Annotated in this window: 14 protein-coding genes; 8 read left to right on the forward strand and 6 right to left on the reverse strand. The window is 36.1% G+C overall.

What is annotated here, in order from left to right; genetic code table 11:
* The first annotated feature begins 1 nt into the window (after position 1).
* Positions 2–733, forward strand: a complete 732-nt coding sequence (locus ACJAT0_RS05815; protein WP_415180892.1) for a GLPGLI family protein — start codon at positions 2–4, stop codon at positions 731–733.
* 7 nt (positions 734–740) lie between these two features.
* Entirely contained in the window at positions 741–3,446 is a 2,706-nt protein-coding gene (locus ACJAT0_RS05820; protein WP_415180893.1) for a carboxypeptidase-like regulatory domain-containing protein, read from the forward strand.
* Positions 3,447–3,806: 360 nt separating this feature from the next.
* Here ACJAT0_RS05820 and ACJAT0_RS05825 read toward each other — a convergent pair whose 3' ends face one another.
* Positions 3,807–5,171, reverse strand: coding sequence for a saccharopine dehydrogenase family protein (locus ACJAT0_RS05825; protein ID WP_415180894.1), 1,365 nt, complete (start codon positions 5,169–5,171; stop codon positions 3,807–3,809).
* Between ACJAT0_RS05825 and ACJAT0_RS05830 the strand changes: the two genes are divergently transcribed.
* Entirely contained in the window at positions 5,161–5,619 is a 459-nt protein-coding gene (locus ACJAT0_RS05830) for a DUF423 domain-containing protein (protein WP_415180895.1), read from the forward strand. The genes ACJAT0_RS05825 and ACJAT0_RS05830 overlap by 11 nt on opposite strands.
* Positions 5,620–5,673: 54 nt before the next feature.
* Positions 5,674–7,287, forward strand: a complete 1,614-nt coding sequence (gene pckA, locus ACJAT0_RS05835) for a phosphoenolpyruvate carboxykinase (ATP) (RefSeq protein WP_415180896.1) — start codon at positions 5,674–5,676, stop codon at positions 7,285–7,287.
* Between the two features lie 119 nt (positions 7,288–7,406).
* Here pckA and ACJAT0_RS05840 read toward each other — a convergent pair whose 3' ends face one another.
* On the reverse strand, positions 7,407–8,147 hold the full coding sequence (locus ACJAT0_RS05840) for a uroporphyrinogen-III synthase (protein WP_374003180.1): 741 nt from the start codon (positions 8,145–8,147) through the stop codon (positions 7,407–7,409).
* A gap of 29 nt (positions 8,148–8,176) precedes the next feature.
* Positions 8,177–8,827 (reverse strand): DUF4271 domain-containing protein, encoded by a 651-nt coding sequence (locus ACJAT0_RS05845; RefSeq protein WP_415180897.1) that lies wholly within the window; start codon positions 8,825–8,827, stop codon positions 8,177–8,179.
* 77 nt (positions 8,828–8,904) lie between these two features.
* Here ACJAT0_RS05845 and ACJAT0_RS05850 point away from each other — a divergent pair, with 77 nt between their 5' ends.
* The 3 genes from ACJAT0_RS05850 to ACJAT0_RS05860 are packed head-to-tail and all read left to right on the forward strand — an operon-like array spanning position 8,905 to position 11,404.
* The gene (locus ACJAT0_RS05850; RefSeq protein WP_415180898.1) at positions 8,905–9,636 is read left to right on the forward strand and encodes a polyprenol monophosphomannose synthase; all 732 of its coding nucleotides are present in this window, start codon (positions 8,905–8,907) and stop codon (positions 9,634–9,636) included.
* Positions 9,633–10,973, forward strand: coding sequence for a dihydroorotase (locus tag ACJAT0_RS05855; RefSeq protein WP_415180899.1), 1,341 nt, complete (start codon positions 9,633–9,635; stop codon positions 10,971–10,973). The genes ACJAT0_RS05850 and ACJAT0_RS05855 overlap by 4 nt, the downstream gene beginning before the upstream one ends.
* Entirely contained in the window at positions 10,970–11,404 is a 435-nt protein-coding gene (locus tag ACJAT0_RS05860) for a DUF4296 domain-containing protein (RefSeq protein ID WP_415180900.1), read from the forward strand. Before ACJAT0_RS05855 ends, ACJAT0_RS05860 begins: the two co-directional genes overlap by 4 nt.
* 3 nt (positions 11,405–11,407) lie before the next feature.
* Here ACJAT0_RS05860 and ACJAT0_RS05865 read toward each other — a convergent pair whose 3' ends face one another.
* Entirely contained in the window at positions 11,408–12,406 is a 999-nt protein-coding gene (locus ACJAT0_RS05865) for an NAD-dependent epimerase/dehydratase family protein (protein WP_415180901.1), read from the reverse strand.
* 236 nt (positions 12,407–12,642) lie between these two features.
* On the opposite strand from ACJAT0_RS05865, the gene tyrS reads away from it, so the two are divergent.
* The gene (tyrS, locus tag ACJAT0_RS05870) at positions 12,643–13,941 is read left to right on the forward strand and encodes a tyrosine--tRNA ligase (protein ID WP_415180902.1); all 1,299 of its coding nucleotides are present in this window, start codon (positions 12,643–12,645) and stop codon (positions 13,939–13,941) included.
* Between the two features lie 390 nt (positions 13,942–14,331).
* On the opposite strand, the gene ACJAT0_RS05875 is transcribed toward tyrS, so the two are convergent.
* Positions 14,332–15,303: an acyl transferase gene (locus ACJAT0_RS05875; protein ID WP_415180903.1), complete on the reverse strand. Its 972-nt coding sequence runs from the start codon at positions 15,301–15,303 to the stop codon at positions 14,332–14,334.
* 83 nt (positions 15,304–15,386) lie between these two features.
* Complete coding sequence (locus ACJAT0_RS05880) at positions 15,387–17,378, reverse strand: lamin tail domain-containing protein (RefSeq protein WP_415180904.1); 1,992 nt, start codon at positions 17,376–17,378, stop codon at positions 15,387–15,389.
* Positions 17,379–17,599: the final 221 nt, after the last annotated feature.

Genomic DNA, 17,599 nt, shown 5'->3' on the forward strand with positions numbered 1-17,599 from the left:
TATGAAAATATTATTTTTATTAATTCCTTTTTTTGTTTTATCACAATCAATTAAAGTTGACTACACATACACAACGGATGAGTATGTTAATCAAGAAACTTTAATTGCCAATCAAAATTCTTCTTATTATTACAATAAATCCTTTCTAGGAGAAAATAAGAAAAAGGATAAAATAAATGGTAACGAGGCCAATCTTGTTCAAAAAAACATCAAACTAAATAAGATTGAATATTTTCAAAACAAAAACAATCCCATTCTGCATTTTCAATTAAAATACAAAGGGGTAAATAGATTAATTATAGACAGTCTTCCAGAAATTAATTGGAATATTGATAATAAAGCTATTAAAAAAATAAACGGTTATACTTGCAATAAGGCTATTACCAAATTTAGAGGCAGAGAATACGAAGCATGGTTTACCACACAAATCCCTATAAATTTTGGTCCATTTAAATTTAATGGACTACCTGGTTTGATCATAAGTATTAATTCTATTGGTGGTAATTCATTCAATTCATGGATTGCGACTAGAATTAACACCAAATTTGATGAAAAAACAGATTCAAAATTATGTGATGATTGTATAACAATGTCAATGAGAGAATATATTGAATTTGGTCAAAATTTAAGAGAGAAGGCAAGTAAGGCAAGTGTCGCAAGATTACCCAAAGGTTATAACAACGTAAAAACCACATACGAACGTCTTAGTGTTGAGAGAGTTTTTGAATGGTAAACCGAAGATGAAGAAAAAAAGTAGCTTTCATTCCAATAATAAATTAAATAAAAAGACCCTAACCGGTCTTTTTATATTTTTACTATGCTTTATAACTACTGCGCAAATATCAGGTACTGCGGTAAATGAATTAAAAGAACCGGTGGCTTTTGCAACGGTGATTCTTAAAACCGCACAAGACAGTAGTATTGTGGCTTTTACACAAACAGATCAACTGGGTTTTTATAACATCCAGCCAGAAGAAACTGGCGCGTATTTTCTTAGTATTTCTTCTTTATCCTATAAAGCTGCGCCAGTAGCTATTAATATTACAGATATTAAGGAAGAAATCACCATTAACGTAACCATGCAAGAGCAACAACTAGAGCTCAATGAAATTATCATTAATGCAGACTTGCCTATACGTATTAAGAAAGACACCATTATTATAGATGCCAAAGCCTTTATGCAAGGCAATGAAGAAGTGGTAGAAGATTTACTTAAAAAAATCCCTGGACTTACTGTAGAAGCTGATGGTACTATTAAAATAGGAAACCAAGAGGTAGAAAAAGTTATGATAGAAGGAGATGACTTTTTTGAAAAAGGCTACAAGATTCTCACTAAAAACATGCCTGCAAAACCGCTTAACAAAATTGAGATCCTACAGCATTATTCTAATAATAAACTCCTTAAAGGAGTGGAAGAAAGTGATAAAGTCGCTTTAAACCTTACTCTAGATGAAGATGCCAAACGCCAGTGGTTTGGTAATGTAGAAATAGGTCAAGATCTAGAAGGTGATTCTTTTTATCAAGCACGTTTTAATTTAATGAGCTTTGGTAAAAAGAATAAATTCTATTTTTTAGGAAATGCCAACTCTACTGGTCAAGATGCCACAGGAGATGTGAGTAACCTGATCAATCCTTTTCGCTATGGAGAACCTGGTCGTGTAGGAGATGGCGAGCAAGTCAGCAATTTATTGAGTCTAGAAGCTGGATTGTATAACTTTAAAGCCAGTCGTTCTAATTTTAATAATGCAGAGTTACTTTCTTTAAACGCTATTTTTAACCCAAGCGAAAAACTAAAACTAAAAACCATAGGCTTTTTTAATTGGGACGAAAAAGACTTTTTTAGAAACAGCACCAATAGCTTTTTTGCAAACGATACTGATTTCACTAATACCGAAGATTATGTATTGCGCAACAAGTACCAGACTAGCTTTGGTAAACTCCAGCTCAATTATGATATTTCTAAAACCGCAAGTATAGAGTCTATAACTTCCTACAGCGATAGAGGCAACGATGCAGGTAGTAATTTATTATTCAATGGTGTTTCTACACTAGAATCGCTTACCGCAGCAAACCAGCGACTGGATCATATTACCACTTATACGAATAGACTTGATGACGCGCGTGTGTTACTCATTACCGGTAGATTTATTGATGAAAAAGCGCCACAACGTTATGATGTGAATCAGTATTTCTTTCAGGATTTGTTCAATACGACACCACAACCAGAATCTGTTTTTCAAGATCTAGAAAATGGCATGACCTACGCCGGTTTTAACGCTCATTATTTGGATCGTAAAGAAAACGGTCACTTGCTAGAAGTACAAGTAGGGAATGAATATCGAGAAGATCGGTTAGAAAATAGGTTACGCTTTCGCGAAAGCGGAAACACCATCAACCCCACGCCAGGTTATGAAAATGACACAAGATATAGTGTCAATGACCTTTACTTGAAAGGGAAATACCTGTACAAATGGAGCGATGTAAAACTAACAGGATCGCTAGACGCACACCAATTATTTAATAGTCTGGAACAATCGGGAACTAGCTCAAGTGAGCAACCGTTTTTCATTAATCCAAGACTAGAGGCAAATTATAAGATCAATAAAAAGAACAAAATAGGCATAGGAGGCGCGCACAACACGACTAATGCTGGTATTCTTGATGTGTATGATCAATTTGTGTTGACCAGTTTTAGATCCTTTAATAAAGGAACTGGCAGTTTTAACCAAGTAGAGGCGAGCAGTCTTAATTTTAATTATCAGCTAGGTAACTGGAGCGATCAGTTTTTTGCCAATTTTATGGCCAGTTATACCCAAGATCACGATTTTTTCTCAACCAATTCTGTCTTACGACCTAATTACTCGCAAACGTCTAAGATTCTCATCGAAGACAGAGAGTCCATAATGCTCAATGCCAACATGGATTATTACTTGGGTAAAATTAGTTCTAACTTTAAATTGAAAGGTGGCTACTCGCAACGTAATTTTAAAAACATCATTAATAATTCTAATTTAAGAGAAGTAGAAAGTGCCAACTATAATTTAGGTCTAGAAATGCGATCTGCCTTTGACGGTGTTTTTAATTACCACATAGGTACTACTTGGACATGGAATCAAATAGAGTCGGCTGGTATTAAAAACTCTTTTGTAGATAACAATTCGTTTCTAGATGTAAACTTTGTCTTTAATGAGCAGTTTGATGTTCAGATCAAATCAGAGCGGTACTTCTTTGGTAATATTAACGAAGGAGATAACACCTATTATTTCCTCGATCTGGATGCGAGATATAATATAAAAGACAGTCCGTTTTCGTTCTCCTTTATGGCAAGAAATCTTACCAATACAGAGCAATTTAGAACCAGTTCCATAAATGACGTTTCTTCATCTACAGTTTCTTATCGATTGTTACCTCGATACCTATTGCTTAATGTAAAGTATCGCTTTTAGATTCCAACTTTGTGAACTATTTCCTGTTTCTCCAAAGGAGAGATGATTCTTTTCATTTCTCACTTTCCAGTTAAAGTCATATTTGAGGTTCTTGTTGAAATAATCATCCCAGAATCCTAGAAAATTGGGTTCTAAAATACCTCATCTTAACAAAGAGTTTTTCTAAATTTATCAGGAATCTCGGCAATCATTCTCAGTGAATAAAGGGGTCTTAATTTTGTTTCAAATGTATCAGGAATCTAATTTTTGAAATTCAATACTTATTTGAAGAGGAGACCAATTAAAGCTTTAGTTGAATTAAAAAGAGCCGGTTGTTTTGTTGAACAACTGGCTCTTTTTGGTTTTTTTGATGATTTCTAACTACAAGTTCAATTTATTATATCCTAAATATTCTGTCTCACTTTCGTGGAAACGAATGCCGTATCCTTCTAATTCCTTAAGAATAGGGTCGTATACAGCGGCTTTAATTGGAATTTGAACACCGGGTTCTGTAAGCTCACCGTTTAAAATTTTTAGGGCTGCTATACCTACAGGAAGACCTACAGTTTTAGCCATAGCAGTTTGTAATTTGCCATCACCTAGACACACCATAGTACTGTCTATTTGCTTTTTCTCTCCATTCAATTCGTAGCCAAATTTATGGTACATCACAATCATGTCTTTTTCACCAGGTTGTAATGTCCAGGAGTCCTCTAATATGGATTGAAGCATTTGCGCAGGAGTTGCATTTGGGATGCCTATTTTTTTGTCATTGGTAAAGATGTCTAGCTCTTCTAGTTTGAGCCACATGATATCATCTTGATCTACTTTAAGTTCGTGACGCATTTTAAGTTCCACACTGTCGGTAGGAGAATAGGGTAAAAAGCTATTGACAAAATCACGATAAGTCATGTTTTCCGACCCTTCGATTATATAAGTGTCGTCGGTCATTCCCAGTTGTACGAACATATTCCAGGCTTTACTGAAACCTACACGACGCATGGTACCGCGGTACAAAGTAAGGACATCTTTGAGTCCATATATATCTTTATAGGTAAGACTGTTCCTATTAGCAAGTGCTTCAAAACGTCCATAACCTTCTACAGCGAGAAATTCTGTCCTTCTAAAAAGGCGGTTGTACGGAATGTACTTGTACTTGCCTTCTTGAATAAATTTTGCAGCACCGCCCTGACCAGCAGTGACGACATTGCGAGGGTTCCAAGTAAATTTATAATTCCAGAGGTTATTATCGTCTTCAGGAGCTACGAGTCCACCAGTAAAAGATTCAAAAAGGAGTATTTTACCACCCTGATTGGTAATGCGGTCTATGATTTGCATGGCGCTCATGTGATCAACTCCTGGATCAACTCCTATCTCATTCATAAATACCAGTCCCTTTTCTTTTACCTCTTTATCTAGGGATTCCATCTCAGGACTTACATAACTAGCAGTCACTAAGTTCTTATTAAAGGAAACACAATCTTTTGCTACTTCTATATGAAACCTTGCGGGCAACATGGATATGACAATATCTGCTTTTTGAATCTGTTCTCTGCGTTGCTCAGGTTCAAAAATATCCAGTTCAATAGCAGTGGCATTTTCATGATTTTGGCTTAGTGATTCAGCACTTTGCAAATTTTTATCGGCAATGAGTAGTTGAAGTTGATGTTCGTCAGATTTATTTAAAAGATAATCTACTAAAACTCCTGTAGATTTTCCGGCACCTATTATTAAGATGTTACGCATAGCTGTTGTAATTTTGCAGCAAGTTAAGAGTCTTAAGTTAAATTCATATACAATGGAAAGAAAGTTATTAATTGCTGGATGTAGTTTTGCTGTTATCGCGGTTATTTTAGGCGCTTTGGGTGCACATACTTTAGAAAAAGTACTGGGGCCGCAGCAAATAAAAAGTTTTGAGACTGGTGTGCGTTATCAATTATTTCATGCGGTAGCTTTGATAGCTTTTTCACAAGTAAACCTTCTATCAGATTCTTCAAAAAATATTTTGTTGTATCTTTTTATGGCAGGAATGCTAATGTTTTGTTTCAGTATTTATGCGCTTTCGCTCTCTAAGTGGTTAAATATGAATTTAAAATTTCTAGGGCCCATCACACCTTTGGGAGGCTTAAGCCTTATTTCAGGGTGGTTTTTTGCACTTTGGAAAATCATTTCACATAATTCAATAAATAATTAGCGAGACCCATTTTAGTGTTTTATTTTTGTGTAAAATCTAACTAAACGGATTAATATGCATTCAAACACCTCAAAAACGCAATCGATTGCGTTAAGTGAATGGGGAATTAAAAATTCCAAAATAAACTACCAACTCTCACCTGAGGTTTTACAAAAAATATCTGTAGAGAGTTATAGTGGTAAAGAAACCGATAATGGTACGTTAGCTATAGATACCGGTGAATTTACCGGCCGTTCTCCCATGGATCGATTTATTGTTAAAGATAAGGTAACAGAAGATAAAGTATGGTGGGGAGCTATAAACTTGCCATTTGAGACGGATAAATTTGATGCCCTTCTAAGTAAAGTGACCTCTTATCTGGACGGCAAAGAACTTTTTGTTCGTGATGCTTTTGCTTGTGCTCACAAAGGTTACCGTCTTAAATTAAGAGTTATCAATGAATACCCATGGTCCAACATGTTTGCTTATAACATGTTTATTAGACCTACTGAAGACGAACTTGAAGGTTTTGATGCAGAATGGACGGTAATTAATGCACCAGGATTTATGGCCGTTCCAGATCAGGATGGCACCAGACAGCACAATTTTGCGATTCTAAATTTCACTAGAAAAATTGCTTTGATAGGTGGAACTGGTTATACCGGTGAAATCAAGAAAGGAATATTCAGTGCCTTAAACTTTATTCTTCCGGTATTTAAAAATACACTTCCTATGCATTGCAGTGCTAATGAAGGTAAGGATGGAAATACAGCTATTTTCTTTGGTCTTAGCGGTACTGGAAAAACCACACTTTCTACAGATCCTAATCGTTCGTTAATCGGTGATGATGAGCATGGCTGGACAGAAGACAATGAAGTTTTCAATTTTGAAGGCGGCTGTTACGCAAAAGTAATTAATTTAGATCCTGATGGTGAGCCAGAAATTTATAATGCTATTAAGCCAGGTGCTGTCTTAGAGAATGTTATTTTAAATGACGATAAAAGTGTCGATTTCGAAGATACCACTATCACTCAAAATACGCGAGTAAGTTATCCTATTGACTATATAGAAAATATAAAAGAATCTTCTATAGGGAAAAACCCAAAAAACATCTTTTTTCTCACAGCAGATGCTTTCGGCGTTTTACCTCCTATTTCTAAATTGACTCCAGGTCAGGCTGCATATCACTTTATCAGTGGTTATACAGCAAAAGTCGCAGGAACAGAGACTGGTGTCACGGAGCCAGTTCCTAGTTTTTCAGCTTGTTTTGGTGCGCCATTTATGCCCTTACATCCCACCACATATGCTGAGATGTTAAGTAAAAAAATGAAAGAGTCTAGTGTGAAAGTTTGGCTGGTAAATACGGGTTGGACCGGTGGCCCATATGGAGTCGGTAGTCGCATGAAGCTAAAATATACCCGCGCTATGATTACCGCTGCTATAGACGGCTCTTTAGAAGAAGCTAATAAAGGTGTTTATCGCAAACACTCCATGTTTGGTATGGCTGTGCCTATAACGTGTCCTAATGTGCCTCCTAAAGTGCTGAGTCCACGTGAATCATGGAATAATGATAAAGGGTATTATGAAACGGCAGAGAAATTGAGACAGTTTTTTATCAATAACTTTAAGAAGTTTGAGGAGCAAGCTTCAGAAGAAATTCTTGCAGGTGGACCGCCTAGAAAACTATAGAGTTTCCCCATTTTAAGGAAAGAAGGGTAAATAATTTATATAAAAAACGTCCTGAATATACTATTCAGGACGTTTTTATTTTCTTACAGACCTGCTTTCGCGAAAGCGGGATATGTATGTTAAGACTTCTCTTTAATGTAATTCTCTATTGCCATAGTCATGGATGGAGACTCTGGTGTAGGAGCTTGTATATCAATCCTCAACCCTTTGTCTTGTGCAGCTTTCATAGTCGTATTGCCAAATACAGCTATACAAGTTTTCTCCTGTATGAATTCAGGAAAGTTTTGGAATAAGGACTCAATTCCACTGGGGCTAAAGAATACTAAAACATCATATTTCACGTCTGCGAGATCAGAGAGATCACTGATTACAGTCCGGAAAAAAGTGCCGCTAGTCCATTTTACACCTAACTTATCTAACTCTAAAGCAGAAGAGCCTCCTACCTTATCAGAGCTAGGAATAAGAAATATTTCATTCTTGTGTTTTTTTATTAAAGGGCACAACTCTGGAAAAGTTCTTTTACCTACGTAAATTTTGCGTTTGCGATATACTACATATTTCTGTAGGTAGTAAGCAACGGCTTCACTCTGACAAAAATATTTTAAAGAGTCTGGAATTTTAAATCTCATCTCTTCAGCAACTCTAAAGAAATGATCTACAGCATTGCGACTCGTTAAAATAATTGCGGTAAACTTAGATAAATCTATTTTTTGCTCGCGCACTTCTTTTGCGGCAGCTCCTTCAACATGTATAAAAGAACGAAAGTCAATTTTAACTTTTGTTCTATTCACCAAATTTTGATATGGTGAATTTTCCATTTTAGGTTCAGGTTGGGAAACTAAAATTGTTTTCACTTTCATAAAGGTATTTTTCTTTTAAAAACAGGTGATCACAGCATAATATACTTATATAAAAGTAGATAGGGTGCAATTTCAAAGGTGCAAAGGTACAAAATAAAATAGAAGATAGAGGCAAACACAAAGCTTCTGTAAGTATAAATTAATATCAGGTTGTATAGAAATAGTATTAATGCAATGGTGATGAGGGAAATGAAGAAAGCAGCCTCATTCATTCGGTACCCATAAATTACTATAAAGTTTATAATAATAAGCAGGTAGGCAAACATCGCCCGATAAATATTCCTATGGTGGTCTATTATAAATAACAATTCTTCAAAATCACAAAGGGTCGCTATAAGTTTCCCAAGAAAGTGTCTTGAAAGTATATATACAGATATTGCGGTTAGGGTTAAAATGTAGCCGTTAAGAGTTATGGCATGCTGCTGTGAATTTTGATAGCACAAATAAATAAAGAGCGATATGTTAATCACGTAAACAACAACACTACTTATTATTAATAAGGAAGAGCCATCCTCGTCATTTTTAGAAAGTTTAATGAACCGATCTTTAAAATAGGAACTGAGTAAGTCCGTTATAAGAAATGTAGAAAACCATCTGGTGATAGAAAGAAGCAATACACCCAATAACAGGGTGATAGCGATCCAGTCATGGAGCTCAATATGGCGAAGTTCTATATTCATATAATGTGGTAAAAATAATATGATTTAGCAAACCTTTACATAGCTAGTAGATTAATTGTTTATTTTTGCGGCTTATTATGAAAAATACGCTAATTATTATTCCTACATACAACGAGCTGGAGAATATTCAGTTGATGTTGGACGCTGTATTAAATCAAAATGAAAACGTACATGTATTAATTGTAGATGATGCATCTCCAGACGGTACGTCTGAAGTGGTAAGAAAAAACATAGCACTTTACCCTAATCGATTATTTATGGAGGAACGTCCAGGGAAACTAGGACTAGGGACAGCTTATATTCATGGCTTTAAATGGGCTTTAATGCGAGATTATGAATATATCTTTGAAATGGATGCTGATTTCTCTCATGATCCTAATGACCTCACAAGTTTATATAAAGTTTGTGCAAATTATGGAGCAGATCTAGCCATAGGAAGCAGGTATGTAAAAGGTGTAAATGTCGTTAACTGGCCCATGTCTAGAGTACTGTTATCCTATTTTGCTTCAAAATATGTGCGTTTCATAACAAGAATGGATATTCACGATACTACTGCTGGATTCGTGTGCTATCGAGCTTCTCTTTTAAGAAAAATGGACTTAGATAAGATTAAGTTTGTGGGATATGCTTTTCAAATAGAAATGAAGTTTAAATCCTATCTTTTAAAAGCAAAAATCATAGAGCTACCAGTTATCTTTACAGACAGATCTAGAGGGCAATCTAAGATGAGTGGTGGTATCATACAAGAAGCTGTAACAGGAGTTTTTATGATGAAAATGAAAAGCTTGACAGGTAAACTGGAAATATGAAAAAGACGTTAATTAAAAATGCAAAGATTGTTACTGATGGAGTTACCATGCAAGGTGACGTGTACATTGAAGGCGATACAATTATCGAAATTTCAGAAAGTATAAGTGCAAAAAATGCCGATACTCTTGTTATTGATATTGAAGGTAATTATCTTTTACCTGGTGTGATCGATGATCAAGTGCACTTCAGAGAGCCAGGCCTTACTCATAAAGCAACGATAGCTTCAGAAAGTGCTGCAGCAGTAGCTGGTGGAATTACTACTTTTATGGAGATGCCTAATACAAACCCGCAGACGACGACCATTCAGGAATGGGAGAATAAAATGGCAATGGCACAAAAAGATAGCCATGCCAATTATGCTTTTATGTTTGGTGGTACAAACGATAATTTAGAAGAAATATTGAAAGTAGATATTTCTCGTGTACCCGCTTTGAAACTTTTTCTAGGTTCTTCTACAGGTAACATGCTTATCGATGATAAAGAAGTACTTAGAAATATTTTCTCTAAGGTAAAGTTAAGAATCGCTCTTCATTGTGAAGATGAAGAAACGATCAAAGCTAATTTTAAAAAAGCTTTTGAGAAATATGGAGATGATATTCCTATGGATCAGCATCCTTTAATAAGGAGCGAAGAAGCTTGCTATATAAGTAGTAGTGGCGCCATACAACTAGCAGAGGAAACGGGTGCAAGGATCCATGTATTCCATTTATCAACTGGTAAAGAGACGTCTCTTTTCTCTAACAAGCAATCCGTAGCTGATAAGCAAATAACCTCAGAAGTCTGTATACATCATTTATGGTTTAGTGATGAAGATTACGCTACTAGAGGGAAGTTGATCAAATGGAATCCAGCCGTTAAAACAGCTGCAGATAGAGATCAATTATGGGAAGCACTTCTCGATGGTCGCATAGATGTAATTGCTACAGATCATGCACCTCATACCCTAGAAGAAAAATCAAATCCATATAGTTCATGTCCTAGCGGTGGTCCTTTAGTGCAACACGGGTTGCCAGCCATGTTACAGTTTGTACATGATGAAAAAATCACTATTGAAAAAGTAGTGGAAAAAATGTGTCACAATCCAGCATTATTATTTGATATAGAAAAGAGAGGTTTTATCAGAGAAGGTTACAAAGCAGACCTTGTTGTGGTAGATACTAATAATCCTTGGACCGTTACTAAAGATAACATACTTGCAAAATGCGGGTGGTCACCATTTGAAGGAGTAACCTTTAAGAGTCGCATCATGCAAACTTTTGTAAATGGGGAACTTGCGTACAAGAACTTCAAGGTTTCAAAAAATAAAAATGCTCAAGAACTCTCTTTTGTACGATGAAAAAAGCAATAGTGGTGTTTTTTATAATCTTTACTTTTTCATGTTCTAATGTAAAGAAGTCTTCCCAGCCAGAAAATCTATTCTCTAAAGATAAAATGGCCAATTTATTAACTGATCTATATGTAATTGAGGGCGCCATTTCTTCAAATAAAGATGCGTATATCCAGTCGGGTATTCTGCCCAGCGCTTATATCTATAATAAGTATGATATGGATAGTCTCATTTTTAAAGAGAATTTTAATTACTATACAGATCGAGTAGAGGATTATTTAACTATAATAAATCAAGTCCAAGATAATTTAAAAAGCCTTCAGGATTCTGTAAGTGCAAGACAAGAAATAATTTCTAAGGAAAAGCAAAGTCATATTTTTAAAAGCAGCATTAAAGATGGGGACAAAGAGTTTGAAAAATTAGGATCTGAAGAAGACTAGTAATTAATATCTTGTCTTGTAAAAAGCAGTTACTCGTTTAATAGTTTCTTGAATAGGAGTAAATTCGAGGCCTATTGTTTTTTTAATTTTAGCGTTAGAATACTTTGTTTTTGAGGTGATGGAATGAACTCGTGCCATGCTTAATTGACGGTTAAACCCTAAAAGCTTAAGAATCTTAAGAAAATAAGATACCGTTTTAAGAAGACTACTGTTGAGATGAATATGAGGCTTGCGTTTTTGCAGCGTCAGCGCAATTTGGTCTAAAATATCGCGGTAGTTTTTGTTTTCTGAAACTAAAATATACCGATCGTTCTTAAAGCTACCTTCCGTTAACTTTTGTACAGCGAGAGCTACATCTCTGACATCTACAAAACCACTACTGCCGCTCGTATAATATTTATTGCCATTATCGGTTTCGGTTATAAGTTGACCAGAGCCGCTATTCCAGTTCCCTTCACCTATAATAATTCCTGGATTAACAATAATTACATCTATGTTTTCTTGAGTGGCTCTCCATGCTTCCATTTCAGCACCAAATTTTGTAATTGCATAATTGGTATTAAGACCGTCTAGATTGAAAAAATCTTCTTCATTTACAAATCTGTCTCCTATCGCTTCACCTAATGCGGCGATGCTACTTATGTGGCATAACTTTTTAACACCGCTAGAAATAGCAACATTGACTACATTTTCGGTACCTCGCATATTGATATTTTTCATTTCCTCAAAATGAAAGTTCTCAATGGCAGCTGCACAATGATAGACGGCAGTCACATTTTCCATCGCTTTCTCAAGACTGGGCACTTCAAGGATATCAGCTTTGATCCATTGAAAGCTGTCCACTAGTGAACCAGCACCAGCTTCATAGGATTCAAAAATCTCACGTGTTTTATCTAACGTGTTAAGATTGCGATAGGTTGCAATGATGTTTTTTCCGCTTTCGCGAAAGCGGTATAACAAATGTCCACCTACTAATCCTGTTGCACCTGTGATTAATATCATGTGGTAAAAATAAACAATACGAAGCTGATACCATTTGAATTTTATTTAATAAAACGTTCCTTTTTTTCGTGGATTTCATCAAAAAAAGAATCGCAATTAAGGCTATGCTTTATTTTTATGCTTCCAGTAATTAAATAAATATCCATTCTCTTTTCCAGTAAATTCATACAATAACTGATGCTAAAACCGTTAAAAACGGCTAAACCACATATATTTGCAGCCGTAAAATTACTATAATGGCTTACAACTTTGTACAAGAATTAAAATGGCGTGGGATGATACACGATATCATGCCAGATACAGAAGAAATGTTACAAAAGGAACTTGTTTCTGGCTACATAGGTTTTGACCCAACAGCAGATTCCCTTCATATAGGGAGTATGGTGCAAATTATTCTCTTAATGCATTTACAGCGCTCTGGTCATAGACCTATTGCACTGGTAGGTGGTGCTACAGGAATGATAGGAGATCCTAGTGGTAAAAGTGCAGAGCGTAATTTACTGACGCAAGACATTCTAGATAAAAACATCGCAGGAGTAAAAAGTGTGATCTCTAGATTTATAGATTTTGATGGAGGTGAAGAAGCTACTCGCGCAAAATTGGTGAATAATTACGACTGGATGAAAGATTTTAGTCTGATTGAATTTGCTCGCGATATCGGTAAGCACATTACCGTTAATTATATGATGGCAAAAGAATCTGTAAAGAAACGAGTGTCTGGAGAAGGCGACGGAATGAGTTTTACAGAATTTACGTATCAGTTATTCCAAGGCTATGATTACTTGTATCTATATGAAAATGAAGGTTGTAAACTGCAAATTGGTGGTTCTGATCAATGGGGAAATATTACCACTGGAACGGAGTTAATACGTCGCAAGGCGAGAGGTAAAGCTTATGCGATTACAACTCCACTAGTCACTAAAGCAGACGGAACAAAATTTGGTAAGACAGAAGGGGGAAACATCTGGTTGGATGCAGATAAAACGAGCGTTTATAAATTTTATCAGTTCTGGATCACTTCAACAGATGATGATGCGGTCACCTGGATCAAGATTTTTACTTTCTTAGATCAAGACACTTGTGAGGCGCTTATTGAAGACCATCAAAAAGACCCAGGTTATAGAGTTTTACAAAAACGCCTCGCCGAAGAAGTAACTACGATGGTACATGGCAAAGAAGCTTATGAAACTGCGGTAGAAGCTTCTGGGATATTATTTTCAAAGAAGGTAACTCCAGAGCAATGGGGTAAAATGGATCAAGCCACCTTATTAGAGATTTTTGATGGAGTGCCACAAGTGGAGATAGAAAGATCTTCTATTACAAACGGTGCTGATGTAGTTAGTTTTATGAACGAAACTACTGGCTTTTTAAGTTCTAATGCAGAGGTACGTAGAGCACTGAAAGAAAACAGCCTAAGCATCAACAAGAACAAGATTGATGAAGATAAAATGATTACGGAGCAAGATGTCATCGCGGGTAATATGATCTTACTGCAGCGTGGTAAGAAGAATTATTTTTTGGTGCTACTGAAGTAACCCAGTTAATGGCATTAAGAAAAGGCTCTTTTAATTTTTGTAATTAACAGAGCCTTTTTTTTGCAAATGATTTGAAAAGCAGGATCAAGAGTTTTTAAGTGTAATTTATACGAAACTTATTCAGATTTATATTCGAACCAAGGCGAGTTTACCTTTCTTTTTAATAAGTAATTGTTGTTTGTCAATCCGTTGGTAAAAGTGCTGTCACCAACGATTAGATGTTTCTCGATCTTATATAAATATCCAGTTTGTTTTGATAACGCATACATGTTTATGGGGAAATTTATAAAATCCACCTTCTCTTTTAAATTCGCTTACTTTCATTTCATCAAAAACTATAATCACTTGATTCAGTCTTGCCACTTGATTCTAGCAGCGCAGCGGTTTTATTTAATCCACCGCCATCAAATTACAACCTCTAATATCAGAATGATCAAACCTTCCTAAAACTTGAAAACTACCGTTTTCAAAGCTCTTACCTAGGTCCTGTGTCGCTATAAAAGGACAAGAGTTATAGTTGGCTAGATCTATAATATTAAGTCCGCCAGTTTTGCCGTATGCTATGCCTGATAATGGATCGTTAGTGTCTCTTGTGCTTACTTTCATCCAGTTTGGGGTTGTAAAGTTAATTCCATCGCTGGCATAGGCTTGGGACAGCAATTCTGTCATTCCATACTCACTTTGAATGCTCGCCTGTGGAAAAGCTGTTTTTAGAATATGATGCAATTCTGGTTTTACGATTTCTTTACGCATTCCTTTCATGCCTCCAGTTTCTATAATGATGACATTTTTTAAGGGCATTGCATATTCTTCAGCAAGCTGTAATAAAGCAAAAGTGACTCCTATAAGAATTACTTTTTGGTTGCTGTTTTCAAAGCTTTTTAGAACTTGTGCAAGTGCTTCTATATTGTTGAGGTAAAAGCCGCTTTTTGGATGGTTAGAGTCATTGATCCAGCCTTGTGCCATATAGACTAAGGAAGAACCTGTACGATCCAGATAATGCGGTAATAAGGCAAGAATTACATAGTCTTTAATTGCACCGTAAGTAGTTTTAAAACTCTGATCTAAACTTTGGTTGTAAACATTCAAATCGGTAACATGATGTTTTGAAACAATGCTGCTGGTTGTGCCACTGCTGGTAAAAGTTATTTCTGGCGACTGGGTGTTGCTTTTTACTTCATGTGATTTGAAAAACTCTATAGGTAAGAAAGGGATTTCTTCTAGAATAGAGACATCAGATTTTTTGATGAGGTTGCAATACTGACGGTAAACAGGATTTTTTTCTAATTGATACCTATAGATTTTCAAGGTAATTTGTTCAAATGCCTCACTAGAATTGATATCAAAAACGGGAAATTTCACATAAATAATTTAAAACAAAAGTAAATAAAAAAAGCGCTGCAGTAGGACTGCAGCGCTTGGTAAATTGTGAAAGTAATTATCGTTTATTTGATAACTAGTTTGCGGGTTTGAGTAGCATTTCCTTGAGAAAGTCTTACGATATACATACCAGCATTTAGGCTGCCTATGTTTAGTTCGTTAGTAAGTGTCTTTGCAGTTAATACCTGTTGTCCTAAAGTAGAATAGATCACGACGTCTACCGCTTCTCCATTAGAAGAAGTGATGTGTAGCGTATTTCCCACAGCTGGATTGGGATATATGTTGAACGTAAGAGCTTCAGATAAATCATTTGATAATGTAAAGTCATTTGCAGCACCAGGAGTTCCTAAATCACCATCACCAAAAGCGGTTACAGCAATTCCCCAGTTAGCACCAAGGTCGTTATCGGTACTGTTTAAAGCTGTAGCAGATAATTCCATACTAACTCCTGTTGGATCAGGAAATGTTGCGCCATCATCATAAATAACTGCGTCAATCACAGTACCGCTGCATTCTATCATAATACCGTCTGTACCGTTCCCTAAACTTATACCACTGTATTGATAGTCAACTGTTATTCCACCATTAACGCTAGAGTCACTATTCAATGCTAATACAGCATATCCATTTGCGGGTACGGTAAGTGAGCTTATTACATGCATTTCGGTTGCAGTAGCATCATCTTTAATTTCCCATCCTTGCATGTTGATAGCAACGGATGTTGTGTTATACACTTCAAAATATTCACCAAAATTATCATTTACAGCATTTGGATTTTGCATTATTTCTGTGATAATAATAGCGCCAGGGTTGGCACAAACAACATTTCCTATACAAGCAGGGCTAGTAATATCGCGTGAAAAACTACAGCTACTATTTGTTACATCTCCTGTAAAAGAAATAGTGAAGTTAGTCCCTTCAGAGACTCCTGTAATTAAAATTTGACCAGCAGTCACTGTTGACGGGTCATCACCAGCAATACTTCCATTTCCAGAAGTATCGATGGAATAAGTGGAAGTTCCACCACCTGTATAATCGATAGTAACATTATATAAATCTATTCCAGATGTGTTAGTCTGACAGGTCTCCGTAATTGTACCTACTTGTAGGTCACAAGGAAAAGCAACCGTAAAGTTTGTAGAATCTGTTGCTAGGGTAGCGCCAGCATCAACTAGATTTACTGTAACCGTATACGAGCCGCCATCTTGAACTGTAACAGGGAATGGAGATGTCACTCCTGTTGTAGTGATACCACCCACGATAATATCATACGTAGCCGTTGCCGGCGCATTTTGAGCACTGAAAATTATATCTGCACTTGTCGTCCCCCCTGGAAGTGCACTTCCATCGCTAGGAGCTGTAATAGTTAAAATAGCCGCAGTAGAACAACCGGTATAAGATCCTATAGTAAGCCAGCCACTATCAGACCCGGTAACAACCCATTCTGAAGCTGCTGCTGTAGTCAACAGGGTTGCACTGTCATATCCTCTGGACGAATCCCAGTCATTGTTGGGTCCACAGACAGAAGATTTTCTGGTTAACGTATGGTTTGCTGTTCCATTTGTAACTCCAGATACATCCCATCCAGATCCTGGATCAGCATTAAAATCACCTAAGAAGTCAAGAATAGTAAATCCTGTCATTTCACCAGCATCTACATTTCCATCATTGTCAGCATCGTTAAAAGTACCGTCGTTTAATACTAGTGCAAAGCCATCATCTCCGTTACTAAGGAAGCTAAAAGTTTGGTCGGCTTGAGCAAGAATAGAGGCGTCTGCACTTCCATGTGCAACTACATAAACATCTCCATTAGCTAACACAGCTCCAGGATTAAATGTATTCCAGAATTCATATTCTCCAGGAACTGTTGGTTCGTTTGAAACACTAGGCCAAGCATAAGTATCAAGATTGACAGAGGAGCCTGTACCATTGTAAATTTCAAAAAATTTGTTATTTGATGATCCTTCACCATACTTGCTGATAAGCAATTGTGAAGTTTGAGCAAAAGAGATAACTGCAACAAAAAGCATTACAACACTTAAGTAAATTTGTTTCATGATATATATATTTTCCGCAAATGTACAATTTCTTAAAGCTTGTGTGAGTTGGCTTACAGATATTTAACGTTAATGTAATGTAGTTTAGAAAAACATTGGTAATTAAGGTTTTATACTTAATTTTATATTTTTGTGCATTCGGCTTTCGCGAAAGCGAGAACAACACAAATTATTTTCTTAACTTTATTTTTTTAAACATGGAGTTAACCTAAAGCTAACAT

The sequence above is a fragment of the Nonlabens sp. genome, from assembly GCF_047636915.1.
In the GTDB taxonomy this organism is placed as follows: domain Bacteria; phylum Bacteroidota; class Bacteroidia; order Flavobacteriales; family Flavobacteriaceae; genus Nonlabens.

Excerpts from the sequence above, each read along its gene's own strand:
- ACJAT0_RS05815 (WP_415180892.1), top strand. The coding sequence starts at position 2 with ATGAAAATATTATTTTTATTAATTCCTTTTTTTGTTTTATCACAATCA.
- ACJAT0_RS05820 (WP_415180893.1), top strand. The coding sequence starts at position 741 with ATGAAGAAAAAAAGTAGCTTTCATTCCAATAATAAATTAAATAAAAAG.
- ACJAT0_RS05830 (WP_415180895.1), top strand. The coding sequence starts at position 5,161 with ATGTTACGCATAGCTGTTGTAATTTTGCAGCAAGTTAAGAGTCTTAAG.
- ACJAT0_RS05825 (WP_415180894.1), bottom strand. The coding sequence starts at position 5,171 with ATGCGTAACATCTTAATAATAGGTGCCGGAAAATCTACAGGAGTTTTA.
- pckA (WP_415180896.1), top strand. The coding sequence starts at position 5,674 with ATGCATTCAAACACCTCAAAAACGCAATCGATTGCGTTAAGTGAATGG.
- ACJAT0_RS05840 (WP_374003180.1), bottom strand. The coding sequence starts at position 8,147 with ATGAAAGTGAAAACAATTTTAGTTTCCCAACCTGAACCTAAAATGGAA.
- ACJAT0_RS05845 (WP_415180897.1), bottom strand. The coding sequence starts at position 8,827 with ATGAATATAGAACTTCGCCATATTGAGCTCCATGACTGGATCGCTATC.
- ACJAT0_RS05850 (WP_415180898.1), top strand. The coding sequence starts at position 8,905 with ATGAAAAATACGCTAATTATTATTCCTACATACAACGAGCTGGAGAAT.
- ACJAT0_RS05855 (WP_415180899.1), top strand. The coding sequence starts at position 9,633 with ATGAAAAAGACGTTAATTAAAAATGCAAAGATTGTTACTGATGGAGTT.
- ACJAT0_RS05860 (WP_415180900.1), top strand. The coding sequence starts at position 10,970 with ATGAAAAAAGCAATAGTGGTGTTTTTTATAATCTTTACTTTTTCATGT.
- ACJAT0_RS05865 (WP_415180901.1), bottom strand. The coding sequence starts at position 12,406 with ATGATATTAATCACAGGTGCAACAGGATTAGTAGGTGGACATTTGTTA.
- tyrS (WP_415180902.1), top strand. The coding sequence starts at position 12,643 with ATGGCTTACAACTTTGTACAAGAATTAAAATGGCGTGGGATGATACAC.
- ACJAT0_RS05880 (WP_415180904.1), bottom strand. The coding sequence starts at position 17,378 with ATGAAACAAATTTACTTAAGTGTTGTAATGCTTTTTGTTGCAGTTATC.